The 20,510-nt window shown below is 67.5% G+C and carries 20 protein-coding genes and 5 pseudogenes; 17 read left to right on the forward strand and 8 right to left on the reverse strand.

Annotation, left to right across the window (positions count from 1 at the left end):
- Positions 1 to 30: 30 nt before the first annotated feature.
- Positions 31 to 375, forward strand: a complete 345-nt coding sequence (locus AD428_RS02280) for a flagella synthesis protein FlgN (protein WP_235488822.1) — start codon at positions 31 to 33, stop codon at positions 373 to 375.
- Between the two features lie 5 nt (positions 376 to 380).
- On the forward strand, positions 381 to 515 hold the full coding sequence (locus AD428_RS28715; RefSeq protein WP_255352164.1) for a hypothetical protein: 135 nt from the start codon (positions 381 to 383) through the stop codon (positions 513 to 515).
- A gap of 130 nt (positions 516 to 645) precedes the next feature.
- On the opposite strand, the gene AD428_RS27365 is transcribed toward AD428_RS28715, so the two are convergent.
- The 5 genes and pseudogenes from AD428_RS27365 to flgA form a co-directional block, all read right to left on the reverse strand.
- Positions 646 to 1,230, reverse strand: coding sequence for a hypothetical protein (locus AD428_RS27365; protein ID WP_235488826.1), 585 nt, complete (start codon positions 1,228 to 1,230; stop codon positions 646 to 648).
- Positions 1,231 to 1,383: 153 nt separating this feature from the next.
- The gene (locus AD428_RS27370) at positions 1,384 to 1,779 is read right to left on the reverse strand and encodes a hypothetical protein (RefSeq protein ID WP_235488829.1); all 396 of its coding nucleotides are present in this window, start codon (positions 1,777 to 1,779) and stop codon (positions 1,384 to 1,386) included.
- Positions 1,780 to 1,957: 178 nt separating this feature from the next.
- Positions 1,958 to 2,167 (reverse strand): annotated as a pseudogene (locus tag AD428_RS28720) (hypothetical protein); the annotation flags it as partial.
- Positions 2,168 to 2,235: 68 nt separating this feature from the next.
- Positions 2,236 to 2,445: pseudogene (locus tag AD428_RS28725) on the reverse strand (hypothetical protein); the annotation flags it as partial.
- Positions 2,446 to 2,458: 13 nt separating this feature from the next.
- Positions 2,459 to 2,923, reverse strand: a pseudogene (gene flgA, locus AD428_RS25885) (flagellar basal body P-ring formation chaperone FlgA); the annotation flags it as partial.
- A 266-nt stretch (positions 2,924 to 3,189) separates the two neighbouring features.
- Between flgA and flgB the strand changes: the two are divergent.
- The 12 genes from flgB to AD428_RS27380 all read left to right on the forward strand — a co-directional run.
- Entirely contained in the window at positions 3,190 to 3,597 is a 408-nt protein-coding gene (flgB, locus tag AD428_RS02295; protein WP_053244010.1) for a flagellar basal body rod protein FlgB, read from the forward strand.
- Positions 3,598 to 3,619: 22 nt separating this feature from the next.
- Positions 3,620 to 4,039: a flagellar basal body rod protein FlgC gene (gene flgC / locus AD428_RS02300; protein ID WP_053244011.1), complete on the forward strand. Its 420-nt coding sequence runs from the start codon at positions 3,620 to 3,622 to the stop codon at positions 4,037 to 4,039.
- Positions 4,040 to 4,074: 35 nt separating this feature from the next.
- Entirely contained in the window at positions 4,075 to 4,770 is a 696-nt protein-coding gene (locus AD428_RS02305) for a flagellar hook capping FlgD N-terminal domain-containing protein (protein WP_053244012.1), read from the forward strand.
- A gap of 70 nt (positions 4,771 to 4,840) precedes the next feature.
- Positions 4,841 to 6,310, forward strand: coding sequence for a flagellar hook-basal body complex protein (locus tag AD428_RS02310; protein ID WP_053244013.1), 1,470 nt, complete (start codon positions 4,841 to 4,843; stop codon positions 6,308 to 6,310).
- Between the two features lie 30 nt (positions 6,311 to 6,340).
- Positions 6,341 to 7,105, forward strand: a complete 765-nt coding sequence (locus AD428_RS02315) for a flagellar basal body rod protein FlgF (protein ID WP_053244014.1) — start codon at positions 6,341 to 6,343, stop codon at positions 7,103 to 7,105.
- A gap of 52 nt (positions 7,106 to 7,157) precedes the next feature.
- On the forward strand, positions 7,158 to 7,943 hold the full coding sequence (flgG, locus tag AD428_RS02320) for a flagellar basal-body rod protein FlgG (RefSeq protein ID WP_053244015.1): 786 nt from the start codon (positions 7,158 to 7,160) through the stop codon (positions 7,941 to 7,943).
- A complete protein-coding gene (locus AD428_RS02325) occupies positions 7,943 to 8,632 on the forward strand; it encodes a flagellar basal body L-ring protein FlgH (RefSeq protein ID WP_053244016.1) in 690 nt (229 codons plus the stop codon). The genes flgG and AD428_RS02325 overlap by 1 nt, the downstream gene beginning before the upstream one ends.
- Before the next feature lie 2 nt (positions 8,633 to 8,634).
- The gene (locus AD428_RS02330; protein WP_053244017.1) at positions 8,635 to 9,771 is read left to right on the forward strand and encodes a flagellar basal body P-ring protein FlgI; all 1,137 of its coding nucleotides are present in this window, start codon (positions 8,635 to 8,637) and stop codon (positions 9,769 to 9,771) included.
- Positions 9,771 to 10,754, forward strand: coding sequence for a flagellar assembly peptidoglycan hydrolase FlgJ (gene flgJ, locus AD428_RS02335; RefSeq protein WP_053244018.1), 984 nt, complete (start codon positions 9,771 to 9,773; stop codon positions 10,752 to 10,754). The genes AD428_RS02330 and flgJ overlap by 1 nt, the downstream gene beginning before the upstream one ends.
- 73 nt (positions 10,755 to 10,827) lie before the next feature.
- Complete coding sequence (gene flgK, locus AD428_RS02340; RefSeq protein ID WP_053244019.1) at positions 10,828 to 12,498, forward strand: flagellar hook-associated protein FlgK; 1,671 nt, start codon at positions 10,828 to 10,830, stop codon at positions 12,496 to 12,498.
- Between the two features lie 46 nt (positions 12,499 to 12,544).
- A complete protein-coding gene (gene flgL, locus AD428_RS02345; RefSeq protein ID WP_053244020.1) occupies positions 12,545 to 13,813 on the forward strand; it encodes a flagellar hook-associated protein FlgL in 1,269 nt (422 codons plus the stop codon).
- Between the two features lie 134 nt (positions 13,814 to 13,947).
- On the forward strand, positions 13,948 to 15,515 hold a 1,568-nt coding region (locus AD428_RS27380), incomplete at its 3' end, for a methyl-accepting chemotaxis protein (RefSeq protein WP_053244045.1).
- 1 nt (position 15,516) lies between these two features.
- On the opposite strand, the pseudogene AD428_RS24240 reads toward AD428_RS27380, so the two are convergent.
- Positions 15,517 to 17,051 (reverse strand): annotated as a pseudogene (locus tag AD428_RS24240) (methyl-accepting chemotaxis protein); the annotation flags it as partial.
- Positions 17,052 to 17,099: 48 nt separating this feature from the next.
- On the opposite strand from AD428_RS24240, the gene AD428_RS02370 reads away from it, so the two are divergent.
- Both AD428_RS02370 and AD428_RS02375 read left to right on the forward strand, forming a co-directional pair.
- Positions 17,100 to 17,486, forward strand: a complete 387-nt coding sequence (locus tag AD428_RS02370; RefSeq protein ID WP_082308211.1) for a LysE family translocator — start codon at positions 17,100 to 17,102, stop codon at positions 17,484 to 17,486.
- Positions 17,487 to 17,745: 259 nt separating this feature from the next.
- On the forward strand, positions 17,746 to 18,378 hold the full coding sequence (locus AD428_RS02375; protein WP_053244046.1) for a TetR family transcriptional regulator: 633 nt from the start codon (positions 17,746 to 17,748) through the stop codon (positions 18,376 to 18,378).
- 16 nt (positions 18,379 to 18,394) lie between these two features.
- Here AD428_RS02375 and AD428_RS02380 read toward each other — a convergent pair whose 3' ends face one another.
- Positions 18,395 to 19,129: a 2OG-Fe(II) oxygenase gene (locus AD428_RS02380; RefSeq protein ID WP_053244024.1), complete on the reverse strand. Its 735-nt coding sequence runs from the start codon at positions 19,127 to 19,129 to the stop codon at positions 18,395 to 18,397.
- A gap of 2 nt (positions 19,130 to 19,131) precedes the next feature.
- Positions 19,132 to 19,877 (reverse strand): annotated as a pseudogene (locus AD428_RS02385) (2OG-Fe(II) oxygenase).
- On the opposite strand from AD428_RS02385, the gene AD428_RS24245 reads away from it, so the two are divergent.
- Positions 19,764 to 20,507 carry a hypothetical protein gene (locus AD428_RS24245; RefSeq protein WP_200907978.1) on the forward strand — a complete coding sequence of 248 codons (744 nt, stop codon included), beginning with the start codon at positions 19,764 to 19,766 and terminating at the stop codon, positions 20,505 to 20,507. The pseudogene AD428_RS02385 and the gene AD428_RS24245 sit on opposite strands and share 114 nt — an antisense overlap.
- The last annotated feature ends 3 nt before the right edge of the window (positions 20,508 to 20,510 follow it).

Raw genomic sequence — 20,510 nt, forward strand, 5'->3', positions numbered from 1 at the left:
CATTCTCCCCACCTCTTTTTCTCGCCCGGCATGAGCAACACCACCGTCGAATCGCTGCAAACCTGTCTCAGGCAGGAAGATGCCCTGGTCGCCGAATTTGCCGTCATCCTGGAACAGGAAACCGAGGTGCTCGTCGGCCCCGGCGACGTGGACGCGCTGAGCAAAGTCACCGAGCGCAAGAACGAGGTCGCGCTCAAGCTGGTGGAACTGAGCCAGCAGCGCGACCGGCTGCTGGCCGACGCCGGCCTGCCCCCCGGCCACGCAGGCACCGAACAGGCCGTGTCGCGCCATCCCCGAGCTCGCCCGAAATCTGGCAGGCGCTGCTGGCCAAGTCCGGCTCCGCCAACGAAATCAATCTGCGCAACGGCGCCCTGATCGACGTGCACCTGCGCTACACGCAGCAGTCGCTCGAAGCGCTGCGCCAGATCGGCGGCGTGGGCGGCACCGCCACCTATGACGCGCTGGGCCGCGGTCCGCGCTACACCCCGGCGCGCAAATCCATCATCGCCGGATAGGGTTCCGCCGCGCGGCTTGCGGCCGCGCGGCCGCAAGCGCGATCCAAGGCGGCGATTCCCCGCGCAAACCGCCCTCTCCCTGCGCCTTTCTTCCCGTTTCCTGCGTCCGCCGGGGCGGCCCGCGCTCTTGTCAGGCGCCGTCGGCCATTTCCAGCATGGCGTACATCTTGAGCAGGGCCACGGGCAGTTGGCGCGCCGCCAGGCGTTCGTCCGCGCCGACCACGCCGCCCAGCGTGCGGCCGCGCGACGCCGCCGGGGCCGTATGCCCCAGTTGCCAGCAGGCCGAGGCCAGCTGGCCCGCCATGAGCGACTGCCTGGCCAGCGCGTGAGCGCCGTCCACCGCCGGCAGGGCTTTCCAGGCGTGCGGCATATAGCGCATGCCCGCCTTGATCTCGTCCTGCAGCACCAGCCAGCGCGCTACCGTGGCGGCGTCGGCCTGGGACGCCGGCAGATTGGTCAGACCGAACAACTGGCCCGCCACCTCGCCGCTCTCGGTATCGATGAGGCGCGCGCACACCAGCCGGAACGTGGGCTGCTCGCCGCGGCCCGCCAGCGTGATCTCGGTGCCGGAAGCCCAGAGGGCCAGCGCGGCCCGCCGGCCATTGACGCCCGCGGCCAGCCCCGGCATGTCGCCGGGCTGACCCGCGGGCAGGTAGCCCACGCTCTTGCCCACCGCATTCAGCGTGGTCGGGCATTCGTCCTGCACCACGCGCATGCCGCCCGTGCAGCGCGCCAGCCAGGACCCGCCGCCTTCGCTCAGCGACTGCCACAGCGCGGCGTTGCCGCCATCGAGCGCATGGGCACCAGCGGAATCCGCTGCAGCTCCGCGCCCAGCCAGGCGACGCGCGCCTGCAGCGCCTGCGTGGAATCAGCCGGCCCGGCCGTGGCCGGATCGAAAGAAGACAAGGTGCCGTGCGGCAGGGCCAACTGCTGGCGTGCGCGGCCAGCACCATCCCCGGTCGCTGGCCAGGAAGGCTCCCGCCCAGGCGCCGCCGGGCAGCCCTTCGCCTTTCATGGAAGCCTTGCCGTGCACCGCCAGCAGATGGCGGTTGCAGGCCGCGGGAAACTCCCGCCGCACCATTTCGACAATGCTTCCGCCAAGCTCCGCCAGGCCGCGCCGTCGCCGGTATAGCGCCGCCACGCGTCGCGCGCCTGCACACAGAGCCGTGTCGGTTTCCAGCCAGTGCAGCGTCTCGTCCAGTCCCTGGGCCGCGGAGATGGCGGACTGGCCGCCCTGCGGGCGCAGGATGGCCGAAGCCAGCAACTGGCGCCGGCGGGCGGGATCGGGCGCCGGGCGCGCTATCGCGCGCGGAAGACCATAGCGAAGCCATGTCGGCCTCGCTGGGAGAATAAAGCGCCCGCGCCCGCTGCATCATGGCGAACGCGCGGTCGACCAGGATGTCCGCCCGGGCCAGTTCCAGGTGCTCCGGCACCTTCTGGCCCACGCTCGCGTAATGAATGGGCAGGCGGTGGCGGATGGCCGTGTCCAGCGCCGCGCCCAGGCGCGTCGCCTCGTCGAGCTTGGTAATGATGCAGCCGGCCACGTCCTCGCCCACGCCGTTGCGATAGGCATGCGCCACCTCGTCGAGGGTGTCGCCCTGGCTCGCGGCGTTGAGCACCAGCAGCCGGCGCACGGCTTGCCGCCGTTGCACAGCAGGGCCGCCTGCTCGGCGACCTGCCGGTCGCGCTGGCTGATGCCCGTGGTGTCGATGAGCACGATCTTGCGGCTGCCCAGCTCGGCGAGCAGGCGGCGCAGCTCGCCGGCGTCGCGCACGGAATGCGCGGGAATGCCCATCAGCCGGCCGTAGATTTGCAACTGCTCCAGCGCGCCGATACGAAAATTGTCGGTGGTCAGCATGGCCACCTGCTCCCGCCCTTCCCGGGCCACGCAACGCGCGGCGAGCTTGGCGAGCGTGGTGGTCTTGCCCACGCCGGTGGGGCCNGCCGCGCACGACGGCCTGGGCGCTGCGCAGGGAAGCGGCCTTGATCGGCTGGCCCGCGCTGATGCGGTAGGCGGCCGACATGCCGAGCACCGCCCGCGGATCGGTGATGGCGCCCGGGGGCAGGGCGACCAGGTCGCCGTCGCGCGGCGCCAGGTCGGACGGCGTCAGCGCCTGGCCGGCCGCAATCGTGCGCGAGGCCACGTAGTACTGTCCGGGAACGCTGACCGTGGCCTGCACATAGGTGGTCCAGGGCCTGGGGGCGATGCAGCGCACGCCGACCGTCATGCGGGCGCGCGGGCGCATGCCGGAAGGCAGGAAGGGGGACAGATCGGTGCAGGCCGACAGATGGTCGGTGCGGGGCGGGTCGATGGCCACCGTGGGCTGGCCGCGCAGCGCGGACAGCTGCTCGATCAGGTACGACCGGGCGGCGGCGGCGACGGCTTCGGGCGCCGTGGACGGCGGCATCCTGGGCGTGCGCGGCCCGGGGAAGCGGCAGCGCGGCAACCAGCAGGGCGCAGGCCGCCAGCGGGCGGAAGCGGCACGGTGCGGGAATCTTCATGGTGAATGAATTGTAGAAGCCCGCCGGCTCCGGCAATACGGGAATTGGATGCGAAATAACGGGTTATTTGGCTGATTGTGCGGCGCGGCCGGCCCCTATGATGCCGTCATCCGAACAAGTCCATGGCGCGTCCGCGCCGAGACATCCGTATTGCAACGCACAGGGCTATCCGATGCTAGACAGGCTCAACGAGGATTTCCGCTTCTTCCAGCAGTCGCTGGCGCTGCGCGCGCAGCGCCAGGAAGTGCTGTCTTCCAATATCGCCAACGCCGACACGCCCAACTACAAGGCCCGCGACTTCGATTTCCGCACGGCCATGCAGAACGCCATGGACGCAGGCATGCGGCTGCCCGACACCCAGCTCACGCTGACCTCGGCCCGGCACATCCCGGCCAAGGCGGCCTCGCCGGGCCCACCCGAGCTGCTCTACCGGCTGCCCTACCAGCCCAGCCTGGACGGCAACACGGTGGACATGGACGTGGAGCGGGTGCAGTTCGCGGACAACACGCTGCACTACCAGAGCACCATGCAAGTCCTGTCGGGCCGCATCCGCACCATGATGGCGGCCATCCAGGAATGACATTCAAAGGGAGCGTCAGGCAATGTCCTTGTTGAGCATTTTCAGTATCGCGGGCTCGGCCCTGAGTGCGCAGTCGCAGCGCATGAACGTGGCGGCCAGCAACATGGCCAACGCCGACAGCGTGGTGGGCCCCGACGGCCAGCCCTACCGGGCGCGGCAGGTCGTGTTCCAGGTCGACCCCGCGGGCGGGCAGGCGGCTGGGCAGGAGATCGGCGGCGTGCGGGTGGCCGGCGTGATCCAGGATTCCTCGCCGCTCAAGCGCGTCTATGACCCCAAGCACCCGATGGCCGACGCCGAGGGCTACGTGAACATGCCCAATGTCGACCCGGTGGCCGAAACCGTCAACATGATCGCGGCTTCCCGTTCCTACCAGGCCAACGTGGAGGTGCTCAACACCGCCAAGAGCCTGATGCAGAAGACGCTGACCATCGGCCAGTCCTGATCACCCCGGCACGCCCCAGACGACAAGGCGATTCCATGACGACTATCGACCAAACCACCAGCTCCACGGCCATGGGCCTGGCCCAAACGGGAGCGAACTCGGCGAGCTCCGCCCAGAGCCTGCAGGACCAGTTCCTGACGCTGCTGGTCACGCAGATGCAGAACCAGGATCCCCTCAATCCCATGCAGAACGCGGAGCTGACTTCGCAGCTCGCGCAGATTTCCACGGTGGAAGGGATCACCAATCTCAAGAACACCATGCTGGCCATCAGCGGCCAGATCGACGTGTCGCAGTCCATGAACGCCGTGGCCATGATCGGCAAGGGCGTGCTGATTCCGGGCTCCACCGTGAAGCTGGGCGTGGATGCCGAGAACCAGGCCGAGCGCGTGGCCACCCCCTATGGCCTGGACTTGCAGAAAGACGCCGCCAAGGTGCAGATCCGCATCTCCGATTCCACCGGCGCCGTGGTGCGCACCATCGAGCTGACCGACCAGAAGACCGGGGTGTACAGCTTCGAATGGGATGGCAAGAACGACGCCGGCGTGGCGCTGGAGCCGGGCGCCTATACGGTTTCCGCGCTCGCCACCGACGCGGACGGCGCCAAGGTTTCTTCGGAAGTGCTGAGCTACGGCCTGGTCATGAGCGTTTCCTATTCGACCGAAGGGCTGCGGCTGGACCTGGGCCTGGAAGGGCAGACCAGCATGCTGGATGTGCGCAAGGTGATCGGCTGAAACCGGCCGAGTTGACTAGCGGCCGGCGCTCGGGCGGCGGCCTGTTCCCTACAGATTAGCGAGAGTAAACATGGGTTTCGGACAAGGATTGAGCGGCCTGAATGCCGCGGCGCAGAACCTGGACGTCATCGGCAACAACATCGCCAACTCCGGCACGGTCGGGTTCAAGTCGTCCACGGCATCGTTTGCCGACGTCTACGCCAGCTCGCGCGTGGGCCTGGGCGTGAAAGTGGCGGCCATCAACCAGCGCTTCACGGTGGGCGCGGTGACGGGCAACGGCGGCGAGTACGACATCGCCATCGACGGCGCCAAGGGCCTGTTCCGGGTCACGGACCAGAGCGGCGCGGTCATGTATACCCGCAACGGCCAGTTCCTGGTCGACAAGACCAACTACATCGTCAACGCCCAGGGCTATCGCCTGACCGGCTATCCCGCCGGCGCGGTGGGCGCCAACCCCGTCGAGCTGCAATTGCCCACGGCCAACGTGCAGCCCAAGGCCACCAGCACGGGCACCACGGTGGCCAACCTGGACGCCAACGCGAAGGTGATCTATCCGGTGGACACGGTCGTCCAGCCCGCCGTGCGCGGTTCGGTCACGCTGGGCGGCACCCCCTATACGTTCACCAAGGACGCCACGGGCAACCTGGTCTGGGCTCCCGGCAATCCGCCGGCCGGTGTCTACGGCACGGCGCCCAACACGGTCGAGCTCGACGGCACGGGCCAGGTAATCGCCGGCGCGCTGGCCAACATCCCCGGCTTCGTCGACTACACGGCCGCCGTGACCGAGCTCGGCAAGCCCTTCGATCCCTCGCAATCGGACACCTACACCAACGCCTCGCCCATGACGGTGTACGACTCCCTGGGCAACTCGCACCAGGTGATGCAGTACTTCGTCAAGCGCCCGGCCGACGCCGCCGGCAACAGCGTCTACGACGTCTATTACACGATGGACGGCGAAGCCATGGCGCCCACGACCGAGGCGGGCGGCGTCTGGACCAGCGGCACGCAGTTCACCTTCAACAAGGCGGGCGCGCTGACCAGCGCGCCGGTGGTGAACCTGTCGTTCGCCCAGCCGGGCGGCACCACCACGCCCGCCGATCCGCTGAACATCGCCATGAACTACGCCGGCACCACGCAATACGGCAGCGACTACAAGCTGGTGGCCAAGCCCGACGGCTATACCTCGGGCGAGTTCAGCGGCGTGAACATCGCGGCCGACGGCAGCATCGTTGCCAACTACACCAACGGCGAGACCCAGGTGGTCGGCACCATCGTGCTGGCGGACTTCTCCAACCTGCAGGGCCTCAAGCCGGTGGGCAACAACGCCTGGCAGGAAACCGCCGCGTCGGGCCAGCCCATCCTGGGCCAGCCGGGCACCAACGGCCTGTCCACCCTGGTCGGCCAGGCCACCGAGGCCTCCAACGTGGACATGAGCCAGGAACTGGTCAACATGATCATCGCCCAGCGCACCTACCAGGCCAACTCGCAGACCATCAAGACGCAGGACGAAATCATGCAAGTCCTGATGAACCTGAAGTAAGCGCGGCGAGACGGCAGCAGGTAACACGCTATGGATCGAATCATCTACACCGCCATGAACGGCGCGGCGCGCATCACGGAGCACCAGGCCGCGCTGTCCAACAACATGGCCAACGTGAACACGCCGGGCTTTCGCGAGCAGATCGCCATGTACCGCTCGGTGCCGGTGACCGACGGCGTGAGCTTGCCCACGCGGGTGTCCACGGTAACGTCCACGCCGCGCAACAACTTCGAAATGGGCACCATGCAGACCACGGGCCGGGAGCTGGACGTGGCGCTGGCCGGCTCGGAGGGCTGGATCGCCGTGCAGACGCCGCAGGGCGAGGCGTTCACCCGGGCCGGCAGCCTGCAGGTGGGCGTGAACGGCGTGCTGCAGACCTCGCTGGGCCAGCCCGTGCTGTCGGAACAGAACGGGCTGATCGACGTGCCCGACCAGGCCGCGCTCACCATCTCCTCGGACGGCACCATCACCGCCATCGGCGCGGGCGATGCGCCGAACAACATCCTGAACCTGGGCCGCATCAAGCTGGCCAGCCCGCCCGAAGACCAGCTCGTGCACGGCGACGACGGTGTGTTCCGGCTGGCGGGCCAGAACGGCCAGCCGGCGCCGCCCGTGCCGGCGAATCCGGCGCTGCGCCTGCTGTCCGGCGTGCTGGAAGGCAGCAACGCCAATCCCATGGCGGCCATGGTGGGCATGATCGAGAATGCCCGCCGTTTCGAGCAGCAGATGCAGGTGATCCAGCAGGCGGACCGCAATGCCGAGCGCGCCAACGGCATCCTGTCCGTGAGCGCCTGACCGACCAATTTTTCAGCGCGCGGCCCGTCCGCCGCCTCAGGAGTAAGACATCATGATGCGTTCGTTGTGGATCGCCAAGACCGGCCTCGAAGGTCAGCAGACGTCGATGGACGTCATTTCGAACAACCTCGCCAACGTGGCCACCAACGGCTTCAAGCGCGGCCGGGCGGTGTTCCAGGACCTCATGTACCAGACCCTGCGCCAGCCGGGCGCGCAGGTGGGCGATGCGCAGCAGCTGCCTTCGGGCCTGCAGCTTGGCACGGGCGCGCGCGTGGCCTCCACCGAGCGCATCCACACCACCGGCAACCTCAACAACACCGGGGGCGAGCTGGACATCGCCATCAACGGGCGCGGTTTCCTGCAGGTAGAGCTGCCCGACGGTACCCAGGCCTACACGCGCGACGGCGCGCTGCAGCGCGATCAGAACGGCCAGCTCACCACGGCCAGCGGCTACGTGATCCAGCCGCCCATGAACATCCCCGACAACGCGCTGACGATCTCCATCAGCAAGGACGGCATCGTGTCGGTGACGCAGCCGGGCGCCGCGGGCGTCAACGTGCAGGTCGGCCAGCTGCAGATCGCCACCTTCATCAACCCGGCGGGCCTGCAGAGCGTGGGCGAGAACCTGTATCTCGAAACCGACGCCTCGGGCCCGGCGAACCTGCTGCAGCCTGGCGTGGACGGCGCGGGCTCCATCATGCAGAACTACGTGGAGACGTCCAACGTCAACGTGGCCGAGGAGCTGGTGAACATGATCACCACGCAGCGCGCCTACGAAATGAACAGCAAGGCCGTGAAGACCTCGGACGAGATGCTCGCCCGCCTGACCCAACTGTGATGCCCATGTCCGTAATGCGCCTGGTATCGAGTGCGGCCCTGGCCCTGGCGGTGGCGGGCTGCGCCATGATTCCGCCCGAGCCCATCGTGACCGGGCCGACCACGGCCGTGCCGCCGCCGCCGCCCGCGCCGGCGGCGCAGCCCACGGGTTCGATCTACCAGCCCACCGCCTACGGCAACTACCCGCTCTTCGAAGACCGCCGGCCGCGCAACGTGGGCGACATCGTCACCATCGTCCTCAACGAAAAGACGAACGCCTCCAAGAACGTCGCCACCAACACCAACCGCACGTCGTCCACCTCGCTGGGCATCGCCGCCGCGCCGTCCTTCATGAACAGCTGGGCGAACGCCAACCTCAACACCGAGGCCACCGGCGGCAACGTGGCGCAGGGCAAGGGCGACAGCACGGCCAACAACGCCTTTACCGGCACCATCACCACCACGGTGGTGGGCGTCATGCCCAACGGCAACCTGCAGGTGGCCGGAGAGAAGCAGATCGCGATCAACCGCGGCAGCGAGTACGTGCGCTTTTCCGGCGTCGTCGATCCGCGCTCCATCACCGGGACGAACACCGTCTCGTCCACGCAGGTGGCCGACGCCCGCATCGAATACCGCAGCAAGGGCGTGATGGACGAGGTCCAGACCATGGGCTGGCTCCAGCGCTTCTTCCTGATCGCTTCGCCGTTCTGACGATGAAACACGATTCTCCGATTTCCGCCCTGGTTTCCGCGCTGGCGCGCGCCTGCCTGGCCGCCGTCCTGCTGGCCGGCATGGGCGCCGCCCATGCCGAGCGCATCAAAGACCTGGCGTCCATCCAGGGTGTGCGGGGCAACCAGCTCATCGGCTACGGCCTGGTGGTGGGGCTGGACGGCAGCGGCGACCAGGTGCGGCAGACGCCGTTCACGCAGCAGAGCCTGACCAACATGCTCTCGCAGCTCGGCATCACGGTGCCGGCGGGCAGCAACATGCAGCTCAAGAACGTGGCGGCCGTCATGGTGACGGCCACGTTGCCGGCCTTTGCGCGGCCCGGCCAGACCCTGGACGTGGTCGTCTCGTCCATGGGCAACGCCAAGAGCCTGCGCGGCGGCACGCTGCTCATGACGCCGCTCAAGGGAGCGGACAGCCAGGTTTACGCGATCGCGCAGGGCAACATTCTCGTCGGCGGCGCGGGCGCGTCGGCTGGCGGCTCCAGCGTGCAGATCAACCAGCTCAACGGCGGCCGCATCAACGGCGGCGCCATCGTGGAGCGCGCCGTTCCCACCACGGTGGCGCGCGACGGTTACATCATGCTGGAAATGAACAGTACCGATTTCGGCACGGCGCAGAACGTGGCGTCGGCCCTCAACCGCAAGTTCGGGGCCGGCACGGCGGTGGCGCTCGACGGCCGCGCGGTGCAGGTCCGCACTCCGCTGGAGCAGGGTTCCATGGCCCGCTTCCTGTCGCAGGTCGAAGACCTGCAGGTGGCGCGCGCGCCCTCGGCGGCCAAGGTCATCATCAACGCCCGCACCGGCTCCGTGGTCATGAACCGCACCGTGATGATCGAGGAGGCGGCGGTGGCGCACGGCAACCTGTCCGTCATCATCAACCGCCAGAACCAGGTTTCCCAGCCCGACACGCCGTTCACCGAGGGCCAGACCGTGGTGGTGCCCAATACGCAGATCGAGGTGCGGCAAGAAAACGGCTCGCTGCAGCGCCTGAACACCAGCGCCAACCTGGCCGACGTGGTCAAGGCCCTCAATGCCCTGGGCGCCACGCCGCAGGATCTGCTGGCCATCCTGCAGGCCATGAAGAGCGCGGGAGCATTGCGCGCCGAACTGGAAATCATCTGATGGCGATCAGCGGAAACGGCGACGCGGCGCGAGGCTCGGGCGGCCAGGATTCGGTCTTCGACCTGGGCCGCCTCTCGAACCTGCGGCGCGAAGTCACGAAAGACCCCTCGGGCACCGAGCAGCAGAAGCAGGTGGCCAAGCAGTTCGAGGCCCTGTTCCTGCAGATGATGCTCAAGCGCATGCGGGAAGCCACGCCGCGCGAGGGCCTGTTCGACTCGGACCAGAGCCGCATGCTGCAGTCCATGGCCGACGAGCAGCTGGCCTTGCATCTTGCCACGCCGGGCATCGGGCTGTCGCAGTCCATCCTGGCCCAGATGCGGCAGGGCAAGCCCGGCGAACTGTCGGCCGACACCCTGAAGGGCGTCGGCCAGGGATCCGACCTGGATTTCGCCACGGGCGGGTCGCGCGAGGTGTCGGCGCTCCTGAACGTCATGCGCTACAACCGCGCCAGCGACCGCGCCATCGCCGCCGCCGAGGGAGCGCCTGACCATGTCGTCAGCTTCGTGTCGCGCATGGCGCGGGCGGCGAATCTCGCCTCGCAGCAAAGCGGCGTGCCCGCCCGCCTCATCCTGGGCCAGGCGGCGCTCGAATCGGGCTGGGGCCAGCGCGAGATCCGTCATCCCGACGGCAGCACCAGCTACAACCTCTTCGGCATCAAGGCCGGCGCGAGCTGGAAGGGCAAGGTGGTGAACGTGCTCACCACCGAGTACGAGAATGGCGTTTCAAAAAAAGTGACGCAACCTTTCCGGGCCTATTCGTCGTACGAGGAATCCTTCGCCGACTACGCCCGCCTGCTGGGCAGCAGCCCACGCTACGAGGCGGTGGCCCAGGCGCGCAACGAGATCGAGGCGGCGCGCCGCATCCAGGACGCGGGCTACGCCACCGACCCGCAATATGCGCAGAAACTGATAGGCATCATGAGCCAGTTCCGGGGCGGGCCCGCGGCGTCGGGGTTTTCCTCGGGAATTCCGGAAGGACTCTAAATTTGAATGACCGCAGGCCGTTAACCGGGTATTCCGAACACAGATTTGCGGTTACAGACGGGGCATTGTCAGCATGAACATGTACAACTTGGCGTTGGGCGGGCTCAACGCGGCTCAGGCGGGTATCGCCACCACCGGCCACAACATCAACAATGCCACCACGACCGGATACAACCGCCAGAAGGTCATGGTGTCCACCGCCGGCGCCCAGGCCACCTCCAACGGGTATATCGGCCGCGGCGTGCAGGTCGATACGGTCGTGCGCAGCTACGACAGTTTCCTCTACCGACAGCTCGTCGGCGCCCAGGGCAGCAGCGCGCAATTGCAGACGCAGCTCGACCAGGTTTCGCAGATCAACAACCTGTTTGCCGACCGCACCGTGGGCGTGTCCCCCGCGCTGTCCAACTTCTTCACCAGTATGAACACCGTGGCCAGCAAGCCCGCGGATCCGGCCGCGCGCCAGGACCTGCTGGGCAAGGCCAACAGCCTGGCCACCCAGATCCGCTCGGCCTACCAGGAAATGCAGAACCAGCGCCTGGGCCTGAATACGCAGATCTCCACGGTGGTGGATCAGGTCAACAGCTACCTGACCCGCATCAACGACCTCAACCAGCAGATCACCATTGCCACGGGCAAGGCCAACGGCGCGCCGCCCAACGACCTGCTCGACCAGCGCGACCAGGCCGTGTCCGAGCTGAACCAGCTCGTCGGCGTGACGACCTACGAGCAGGGCGACAAGATCAACATCACGCTGGCGGGCGGCCAGGCCCTGCTGAGCGGCGACACCATCTATCCGCTGCAGGCCGTGTCCTCTTCCAAGGACGTGGGGCGCACCGTGCTGGCCTACACGCTGCCCGCCGGCGCGGGCAAGACCACCACGGTGGAGCTGACCGACGCCGAAGTCACCGGCGGCACGCTGGGCGGCCTGTTGCAGTTCCGCGCCTCGTCGCTCGACGTGATGCAGAGCCAGCTCGGCCAGCTCGCCGTGGGGCTGGCGCTGTCGTTCAACGAGCAGCACGCGCAAGGCGTGGACCTGGACGGCAACCCCGGCGAAGACTTTTTCGGGCTGTCTTCGCCGCAAGCGGTGCCCAACACCCAGAACAAGAGCAACGCGCAGATCTCGGGCGAGTTCACCAACGTCGCCAACATCAACGCCAACGAATACTCCATCAGCTTCGACGGCACCAACTACCAGGTGCTGCGCCTGCCCGCGGGCACGCAGGTCTACAACGGCCCGGCCACGGGCGCGCCGCCCAATGCCGTGCTCGACCTCGAAGCCGAGATGGGCGTGAAACTGACCATCAGCGCGCCGCCGGCGGCGGGCGACAAATGGTCCATCGCCCCGACCCGCGATGCCGCGCGCGACCTGACCGTGCTGATCTCCGACCCGAACAAGATCGCGGCGGCGGACGCGGCGGGCGGCGACGCCAATGGCAACAACGCCCTCAAGCTGGCCCAGCTCCAGACCGCCAAGGTGTTGGGCAAGGGCAGCATGAACCTGACCGAAATGTACTCCCAGCTGGTCAACACCGTGGGCGTGCAGACGGCGCAGATCAAGTCGGCCGCCACGGCCCAGCAGAACCTCGTCGCCCAGAAGCTCGCCGCCCAGCAGGCGGTTTCGGGCGTGAACCTGAACGAAGAGTACGTCAACCTGTCGCAGTACCAGGAGCAGTATCAGGCGGCCGCCCGCATCGTCGACGTGGCCAGCACGATGTTCGATACCCTGCTGGGCCTGCGCGGCTGACCGGCCCTGGATTGACGGAACATAGAGAACGAATCGGAGCGAAACGATGCGCCTGAGCACCAGCATGATGTACGCGAATGGCCTGAAGGGCATTCTTTCTCAGGAATCGGACATGAACCGCCTGGTCGAGCAGATCGGCACGGGCAAGAAGTTCCTGAGCCCCGCCGACGATCCGCTGTCGGCCTCCCTCAGCATCAACGTGGCGCAGACGCAGAGCATGAACTCCACGTACGCCATGAACCGCGGTACGGCCAGCACCAACCTCAGCCAGGAAAACAATGTCCTGGAATCCATCACGACCGCGTTGCAGGACATCCGCACGCGCATCGTGCAGGCGGGCAACGGCACGTTCTCCGACAGCGACCGGCAGGCCCTGTCCACCGCGCTGAAGAGCGCGCGCGAAGCGCTGCTGGGCCTGGCCAACAGCACCGACGGCAACGGCCAGTACCTGTTCTCGGGCTACCAGGGAAACACCATTCCCTACGCGGTGAATCCGGCCAACGGCAAGATCGAATACAACGGCGACACGGGCCAGCGCGTGGTGCAGGTGGATCAGAGCCGCCAGATGTCCACCAGCGACATCGGTTCCGACATCTTCAACCGCGCCAACCCGGGCTCGACCGGGTACGTGGCGAGCGCGGCGGCGTCCAACCAGGGAACGGCCCAGTTCGGCACCGTATCGGTCACGCCGGGCAGCGCCAACATCGGCAAGAATTTCAGCGTCGAGTTCGAGGCCGATCCGGTGTCGGGCGCGATCGGCTACCGCATCACCACCAGCGATCCGGACGCCGATCCGCCCGTCGCGCCGGTCACGGTTCCCTCGCCGCCCGATCCGGCCACCGCTTATCAGGCGGGCGAGGCCATCGACTTCGGCGGCGTGTCCGTCACGATCACCGGCGCGCCCAAGGCGGGCGACCGCATCGACGTGGAGAGCTTCCAGCAGAGCGGCACCGACGTGGATCTCTTCAGCACGCTGGACAATCTCATCGAAACGCTGGATTCGCCCATCGCGGGCGACGAGGTCGCACTGGCCAGGCTGAACAACGTGCTGGCCACCGCCAACAAGAAGCTGTCGACCAACTACGACAACGTGTTGACCGTGGCGGCCTCCGTCGGCGCGCGCATGAACGAGCTGGAGGCGCTGGACGCCACCGGTACGCAGAAAGGCCTGTCGTACTCGAAATCGCTCTCTGATCTGGAGGATCTGGATTACTACTCTGGCGCCAGCCAGCTTGCCCTGCGGCAGGTTGCCTTGCAGGCCGCGTCCGCGGCATTCATGACCATCCAGGGGTCGAGTCTGTTCAGTCGCAAATAGGCCGTCGAAACGCGCCGCCCCGCAGGGAGCGGCGACAGCGCCTGACGGACGCTGCCGGCCCTGGCGCCGCAGCGTCCGTGCCTGTGTGCGGGCCGGGAACCGTTGTCACACGTCGCATAACGCTTGGGTCTTCCATGCTTGTCAATCTGAAAGTCCGCACCTGCATCCTGCTGGTGCTCTTGTTGTTCACCGGCGCCATGTTTGCCTCCAATGGCGTGGCGTGGTTTGGGCTGAATTCCAGCAACGCAAAGATGGAGGCGATCAACTCGGCCTATGGCGATCAGGCAGGGCGCCTGCACGAAGCCTACAGCGAATTCATGCGTGGCCGGGTGCTGCTCAACACGGCGCTCATGGAGATGCAGCAGGGCAAGACCGAGGCCGCGGCGGCCGACGGCAAGCTGGCGCAAGAAGTCATGCAGAAGGGCTACAGGGCGTTCGAGACTTTCCGCCAGGCTTCCCGGCTCGAAGGTTCCGACGCGCTGGTGCAGAAGCTGGAAGCCGCGTTCAAGCCGTTCGACGAACTGGGCCGGCGCCAGGCCGAAGCCCTGTCGCAGATGGAGATCCAGCAATTCCTGGACCTCAACGACGCGGCGCGGGACGTGAACGCCGCCTTCGCGAAAGCCAGCAACGATTTTCTCCAGTACGTGGACAACCGCACCGATGAACTGGTCCGCGAGGCCGAAGCGGCGCATCGGGTGTCGCGCGGCGTGACGCTGGCGCTGCTCGCGCTTGCCGTGGTCCTGGCGGCGGGATGCTGGCTGTTCATCAGCCGCATGGTGCTCAGGCCGCTGCGCGTGGCCGGCGATCATTTCGACAAGATTTCCGCCGGCGATTTCACGGCCCGCATCGAAGTCGGCAGCACGAATGAAATCGGCCATCTCTTCTCGGCGCTCAAGCGCATGCAGGAGAGCCTGACGCGCACGGTGGCGGCGGTGCGCCGCGGGGTGGACGAGATCACGGTGGGTTCGCGCGAGATTGCGGCGGGCAACACGGACCTGTCCAGCCGCACCGAAGAGCAGGCGGCGTCGCTGGAGCAGACGGCGGCGTCGATGGAAGAGCTGGCCTCGACGGTCAAGCAGAACGCGGACAATGCGCGGCAGGCCAACCAGCTGGCGGCCAGCGCGTCGGACGTGGCCGAGCGCGGCGGTCAGGCGGTGTCCGAGGTGGTGAGCACGATGCAGAGCATTTCGGCCAGCTCGAGCAAGATTTCGGAGATCGTGTCGGTGATCGACGGCATCGCGTTCCAGACGAATATTCTGGCGCTGAACGCGGCGGTGGAGGCGGCGCGGGCGGGCGAGCAGGGCAAGGGTTTCGCGGTGGTGGCGGGCGAGGTGCGTTCGCTGGCGCAGCGCAGCGCGCAGGCGGCCAAGGAGATCAAGGGCCTGATCGAAGACTCGGTGAACAAGGTGGGGGCGGGCTCGCAGCAGGTGGAGCGCGCCGGGGCGACGATGCAGGAGATCGTGGCGTCGGTGAAGCGTGTGACGGACATCATGGGCGAGATTTCGGCGGCGTCGGAAGAGCAGTCCAGCGGTATCGACCAGGTGAACCGGGCGGTGTCGCAGATGGACGAGGTGACGCAGCAGAACGCGGCGCTGGTGGAGGAGGCGGCGGCTGCGGCCGGTTCGCTGCAGGAGCAGGCGCAGCGGCTGGCCGAGGCGGTGTCGGTGTTCAAGATTAACGCGGGCGAGGTCATCGAGGTGCCNGACACCGCCTCGGCCAGCCGCTGCGCCTGCTCCTGCAGCGAACCGGCCGCAGCCGCCGCCTCCTCCACCAGCGCCGCGTTCTGCTGCGTCACCTCGTCCATCTGCGACACCGCCCGGTTCACCTGGTCGATACCGCTGGACTGCTCTTCCGACGCCGCCGAAATCTCGCCCATGATGTCCGTCACACGCTTCACCGACGCCACGATCTCCTGCATCGTCGCCCCGGCGCGCTCCACCTGCTGCGAGCCCGCCCCCACCTTGTTCACCGAGTCTTCGATCAGGCCCTTGATCTCCTTGGCCGCCTGCGCGCTGCGCTGCGCCAGCGAACGCACCTCGCCCGCCACCACCGCGAAACCCTTGCCCTGCTCGCCCGCCCGCGCCGCCTCCACCGCCGCGTTCAGCGCCAGAATATTCGTCTGGAACGCGATGCCGTCGATCACCGACACGATCTCCGAAATCTTGCTCGAGCTGGCCGAAATGCTCTGCATCGTGCTCACCACCTCGGACACCGCCTGACCGCCGCGCTCGGCCACGTCCGACGCGCTGGCCGCCAGCTGGTTGGCCTGCCGCGCATTGTCCGCGTTCTGCTTGACCGTCGAGGCCAGCTCTTCCATCGACGCCGCCGTCTGCTCCAGCGACGCCGCCTGCTCTTCGGTGCGGCTGGACAGGTCCGTGTTGCCCGCCGCAATCTCGCGCGCGCCCACGTTGATTTCGTCCACCCCGCGACGCACCGCCGCCACCGTGCGCGTCAGGCTCTCCTGCATGCGCTTGACGGCAGCCAGGAGCACGCCGATCTCATTGGTGGAAGTCGCTTCCACCCGCGCCGTCAGGTCGCCGGCGGCGATCCTGTCAAAGCTTTCGCCCACGCTGCGCAGAGGGCGCAGGATGACGCGCGTAATAAAGGCGAACGCCCCGGCCAGCATCGCGGCCACCAGGAGGACCAGCGCCCCGTATACGTAGGCCATCAGGGCGCTTTCGGAGCGCGAGCGGGAGATGCGTTCCGCGCTGTAGGCGTTGATTTCCTGCGAGAACTCCGTGAGCTGCTTGTAGAACGCGCCGCTGGCGGCGCCGGCCTTGCCGTTCTTGATGCTCAGGTAGCCCGCGCCGTCGCCCTGCTCGAGCGCGGCAAGCATGGCCTGCGACGCTTGCGCAAAGTTGTTGAACGCATTGAGCAGTTCGCTCTCGCGCGTCTTGCCCACGTTCGTGATCTTGGGAATGGCCTTGAACGCCTGCATCTTTTTCTGCGCGTCGTCCAGCAGTTGCTGCATGAGCCGCGCGTTGTCGGCGGCGCCCGCCGTGTCTCCGGTCGCGCGTTGCGCCGCCACGATGTCGGCTCGGATGGTCGCGCGCAGCATCTGCGTATAGGCGTCCTTGATCAGATTGTTCTGCTGTACGCTGAGGCTGTCCAGCGCATTGATGGCTTCGACATTGGCGCGGGTATTGCTCCAGCCGAGCGCGATGGCGACAAACGCCGCGACCGCCACCACCGCCAGCGCGAGCATCAATCCGGTGCGAACCTTGATATTGCTAAACATTTTCAGTCTCTTCCGCTAAGCACCCGGCGGCATCCGGTCCGACCGGGCATGCCTGCATTCAGGTTTCTGCTGCCTCGATATCCCACGACACTGTTGCTGCCAAATCAGAAAGATTCCCAATCGTCGTCGGCCGGCGCCTGGCGGCGCGCCGCCGGCATGGGCTTGCTGTCGGCCATTCTCAACCCCAAGAACGCGCTCTTCTACGCCAGCCTGGCCGCCATGCTCGGCCCCCAGGCCGCGTCGGGGTGGAAGATGGTCTATGGCGTCTGGATGTTCAGCGTGGTGCTGCTGTGGGACGTCCTGGTGGCGGCCCTGATCGGCAGTCCCGCCGTGCTGCGGCGTTTCGAGCGCGCCCTGCCCTGGCTGGAGCGGGCCTCGGGCGCGATGCTGATCCTGCTCGGCGCGGGCGTGGCGGTTTTCATGCTGGCCCGCTGAGGCAGGCTTAACCCACCAGCGCTTCCAGCGCGCGGGCGCGCGCCAGCCGCCTGAACGTCCGCAACAACAAAACGCCTGCGACGCGAAACAGAAAAATGCCCCATGCCGCGCCCGCGTGCGGGCCAGCCGTCCCCCAGGGGGATTCTTGTTCGCCGGGCCGGCCGGCGGCATGGAAATGCGATTAATTCGTCGCGTTGGTAGAATACGATTGTTTCGTCGCATTTCCTATTCGCATTCCTGCCAGTCGCCCGACGCCGCCATGCCCCGCCCCGCCGCCCCGCAAGTTTCCTCGCGCAAGCAGCCCAAACAGGCCCGTTCCACCCAGCTCGTCGCGGCCATTCTCGAAGCCGCCACTCAGGTTCTGGCCAAGGAAGGCGCACAGCGTTTCACCACCGCGCGCGTCGCCGAAAGAGCCGGCGTCAGTGTGGGCTCGGTGTACCAGTACTTTCCCAACAAGGCCGCCATTCTGTTCCGCCTGCAGTGCGACGAATGGCGCCAAACGACGGACCTGCTGAGCCGCATCCTGGGCGACGCGCGCAAGCCGCCGCTCGCACGGCTGCGCACCCTCGTCCATGCGTTCCTGCGCTCCGAATGCGAAGAAGCCGCCATGCGCGGCGCCCTCGGCGACGCCGCGCCCCTCTACCGCGACGCGCCCGAAGCACAACAGGCCCGCGCCGCTGGCGGCCGCTGCATCCGGGCCTTCATGCAAGAGGCGCTTCCCCGGGCCGCCCCCGCCCGCCGCGCGCTGGCCGGCGAACTCGTCACCACCACCCTGAGCACCGTGGGCAAGGAGTTCTCATCCAGCCCGCGCACGGCCGCCGACATCCGGACGTACGCCGATGCCATGGCCGACATGTTCTGCGCATATCTCAAACACTTGGGCGCGCGCTGACGCCGCCGCCCCGACCTCATGGCGCATCGTGGAAGAACACCTCCATGCCGATGCGCTCGCCCCGCCGCACCCGGCTCACCGCATGCCTGAAACTGACCCGGTACGCCCCTCGCGCCCCTTCCCGGGGCCATCCCGCCGTCGCGACCACGGCCACGTCGCCCAGCCTCAGCGGCGCCACGATCGGGCGCGATTGCATCCGGGGCCGCTGCTCCGTCATCACGAACTCGCCGCCCTCGAAATCCTCCCCCGGCTCGGATAGCAGCGCCGCCAGCTGCATGGGAAACACCTGCCCGCCCTCGGCGCGCTGATGCAGCAGCACATAGTCGTCCACACCCAGCCGACTGAGATGGGACTGCGGCCGGCGCTGCCCCGCCTCGCGATTGCGCCGCAAGAACGCGTCCAGCTCGTCCGGATAGCGGTTCTCGATACCCAGCCGTTCGTTCCGGCGGTTCGCGACGACGGCCAGACAGCGGTAGAACGCCTCGCGCCACGCCGTCCACGGCGCCGGCAGGCGCGATCCGAAATACAACCACTCCCCGCGTCCCGGCGGATTATCCGGCGGTTGCTCATAACCGGCTTCCCGCAACGTGCCGGCCAGGCGCGCCAGCCCGCGCGCCGCGTTCCTGTCGAGCAAGCCCGGCAACAGCGCGTAGCCGTCGGCATCCAATTGCGCGGCAATGCCGGCCCAATCCTGCCGGTCTATCGTCGTGGCCCCGTATTCCTCCGCCAACACGTCCGCAGATGATTTCATGCTCAGCTCGCGTCGTGGAAGATCAGGCCCAGCGTGTAGCGCCTGCCGCATTCCACGCGGCTCACGCCGTGGCGCATCACCGCCTTGCGCAAGCCGCGCCGGCCCTGCGCCGGCCGCTGGCGCACCGTGAACACCACCGCATCGCCCTGGCGCAGCGGCACCACCTCGGCCCGCTGCCCCAGCGCCGAAAGCTCCGTCATCACGAACTCCCCGCCCGTGAAATCCCTGCCCGGCGCCGACAACAGAATCGCCGCCTGCAATGGAAACACATGTTCGCCGTAAACATCCTGGTGCAGGCAGTTGTAATCGCCTTCCCCGTATTGCAGTATCAGCGGCGTCGGCCGCGCCTGCCCCGCCTGCCGGCAGCGCAGGAGAAACGCGTCCAGCTCGTTCGGATACCTCGCCTCGATCCCCAGCGACCGATTCCAGCGGTTGGCAATCGGCGCGAGCTTCTCATACAGGCCCTGGCGCAGCCGCTCCACCAGCCGCGGCAACGGATATGCGAATACTGGTACTCGCCGCGCCCGAACCCGTGACGCGCCATCGCGATCCGCGTCCGAAAGCGCGCCTGCTGCGGATACAGCCCCGCCAGCGCCTCGCATTGCGCCGGCGTCAACAGCCCCGGCAAAACCGCATGACCATACGCATCGAGCGACTGCTCGACGCCCGCCCAATCGTACTTGCCGCGCGCCGCCGCATCGTCATGGCCCTCGACGGCCGGGATTCTGGCCGGGGTTCCTGGACTCATCATGGCCTCCATTGCCCACGCTCCGTTGCCGGCGCGGTTTGCCGGCGTTTCAGCTTCGGCGACCGGCTCGCCGCGCGCCCGCGGAATCCGGCCGCGTCGCCGGCCGGTCGAATGACCAGCATAGAAGCCGCTCCGCAGCCCGGAACTCCGTTTCTTGTGGCCATGCGAACTCGCGGCAAGCAGCTATTCATTCCACGCTTTTCCCCTTTCCGCCCCTGCCCCTCATGCGGCTTGACGTGCAGCCGCGACCCGAACAAACCGCCAAGAACGCACGAGCCAGAGGGACACCTTTCATCAATCGCTTCGTCCTGTCGGGATGGCAACAAGGGCCCGCAATGCCGACTTCCGAGTGATCGCGCCCGCGGCTCCCGGCATTTCTTTGTCCGACCCAAGATCCTCGGCCTCGACAGGCTGCCGGCCGCCATCGGAACGCCAATACGGGTAGGCAGCTCGGCGCTTGGCTTGATGGTCCGCCGAGACGTGGACATTACGGTCATATGCGAAGCGCTGGATCAGAAAACGCAAGAGGCCGTCGTTGAACTCGGCGCCAGGATCTCGATGCACGAGCTTGTCGGCGATCTCACGCAGTCCTGGATGCCGTGTCACCGACGGCTCGCGGAAAACGCATAAAGA

Source organism: Achromobacter sp. DMS1, assembly GCF_001270295.1.

Excerpts from the sequence above, each read along its gene's own strand:
- AD428_RS27365 (WP_235488826.1), bottom strand. The coding sequence starts at position 1,230 with ATGCGCGTGGTGCAGGACGAATGCCCGACCACGCTGAATGCGGTGGGC.
- flgJ (WP_053244018.1), top strand. The coding sequence starts at position 9,771 with ATGGCGATCAGCGGAAACGGCGACGCGGCGCGAGGCTCGGGCGGCCAG.
- flgG (WP_053244015.1), top strand. The coding sequence starts at position 7,158 with ATGATGCGTTCGTTGTGGATCGCCAAGACCGGCCTCGAAGGTCAGCAG.
- AD428_RS02305 (WP_053244012.1), top strand. The coding sequence starts at position 4,075 with ATGACGACTATCGACCAAACCACCAGCTCCACGGCCATGGGCCTGGCC.
- AD428_RS02315 (WP_053244014.1), top strand. The coding sequence starts at position 6,341 with ATGGATCGAATCATCTACACCGCCATGAACGGCGCGGCGCGCATCACG.
- AD428_RS02375 (WP_053244046.1), top strand. The coding sequence starts at position 17,746 with ATGCCCCGCCCCGCCGCCCCGCAAGTTTCCTCGCGCAAGCAGCCCAAA.
- AD428_RS24245 (WP_200907978.1), top strand. The coding sequence starts at position 19,764 with ATGACCATACGCATCGAGCGACTGCTCGACGCCCGCCCAATCGTACTT.
- AD428_RS02325 (WP_053244016.1), top strand. The coding sequence starts at position 7,943 with ATGCCCATGTCCGTAATGCGCCTGGTATCGAGTGCGGCCCTGGCCCTG.
- AD428_RS02310 (WP_053244013.1), top strand. The coding sequence starts at position 4,841 with ATGGGTTTCGGACAAGGATTGAGCGGCCTGAATGCCGCGGCGCAGAAC.
- flgK (WP_053244019.1), top strand. The coding sequence starts at position 10,828 with ATGAACATGTACAACTTGGCGTTGGGCGGGCTCAACGCGGCTCAGGCG.
- AD428_RS02330 (WP_053244017.1), top strand. The coding sequence starts at position 8,635 with ATGAAACACGATTCTCCGATTTCCGCCCTGGTTTCCGCGCTGGCGCGC.
- flgB (WP_053244010.1), top strand. The coding sequence starts at position 3,190 with ATGCTAGACAGGCTCAACGAGGATTTCCGCTTCTTCCAGCAGTCGCTG.
- AD428_RS02380 (WP_053244024.1), bottom strand. The coding sequence starts at position 19,129 with ATGAAATCATCTGCGGACGTGTTGGCGGAGGAATACGGGGCCACGACG.
- AD428_RS02370 (WP_082308211.1), top strand. The coding sequence starts at position 17,100 with ATGCCTGCATTCAGGTTTCTGCTGCCTCGATATCCCACGACACTGTTG.
- flgC (WP_053244011.1), top strand. The coding sequence starts at position 3,620 with ATGTCCTTGTTGAGCATTTTCAGTATCGCGGGCTCGGCCCTGAGTGCG.
- flgL (WP_053244020.1), top strand. The coding sequence starts at position 12,545 with ATGCGCCTGAGCACCAGCATGATGTACGCGAATGGCCTGAAGGGCATT.
- AD428_RS02280 (WP_235488822.1), top strand. The coding sequence starts at position 31 with ATGAGCAACACCACCGTCGAATCGCTGCAAACCTGTCTCAGGCAGGAA.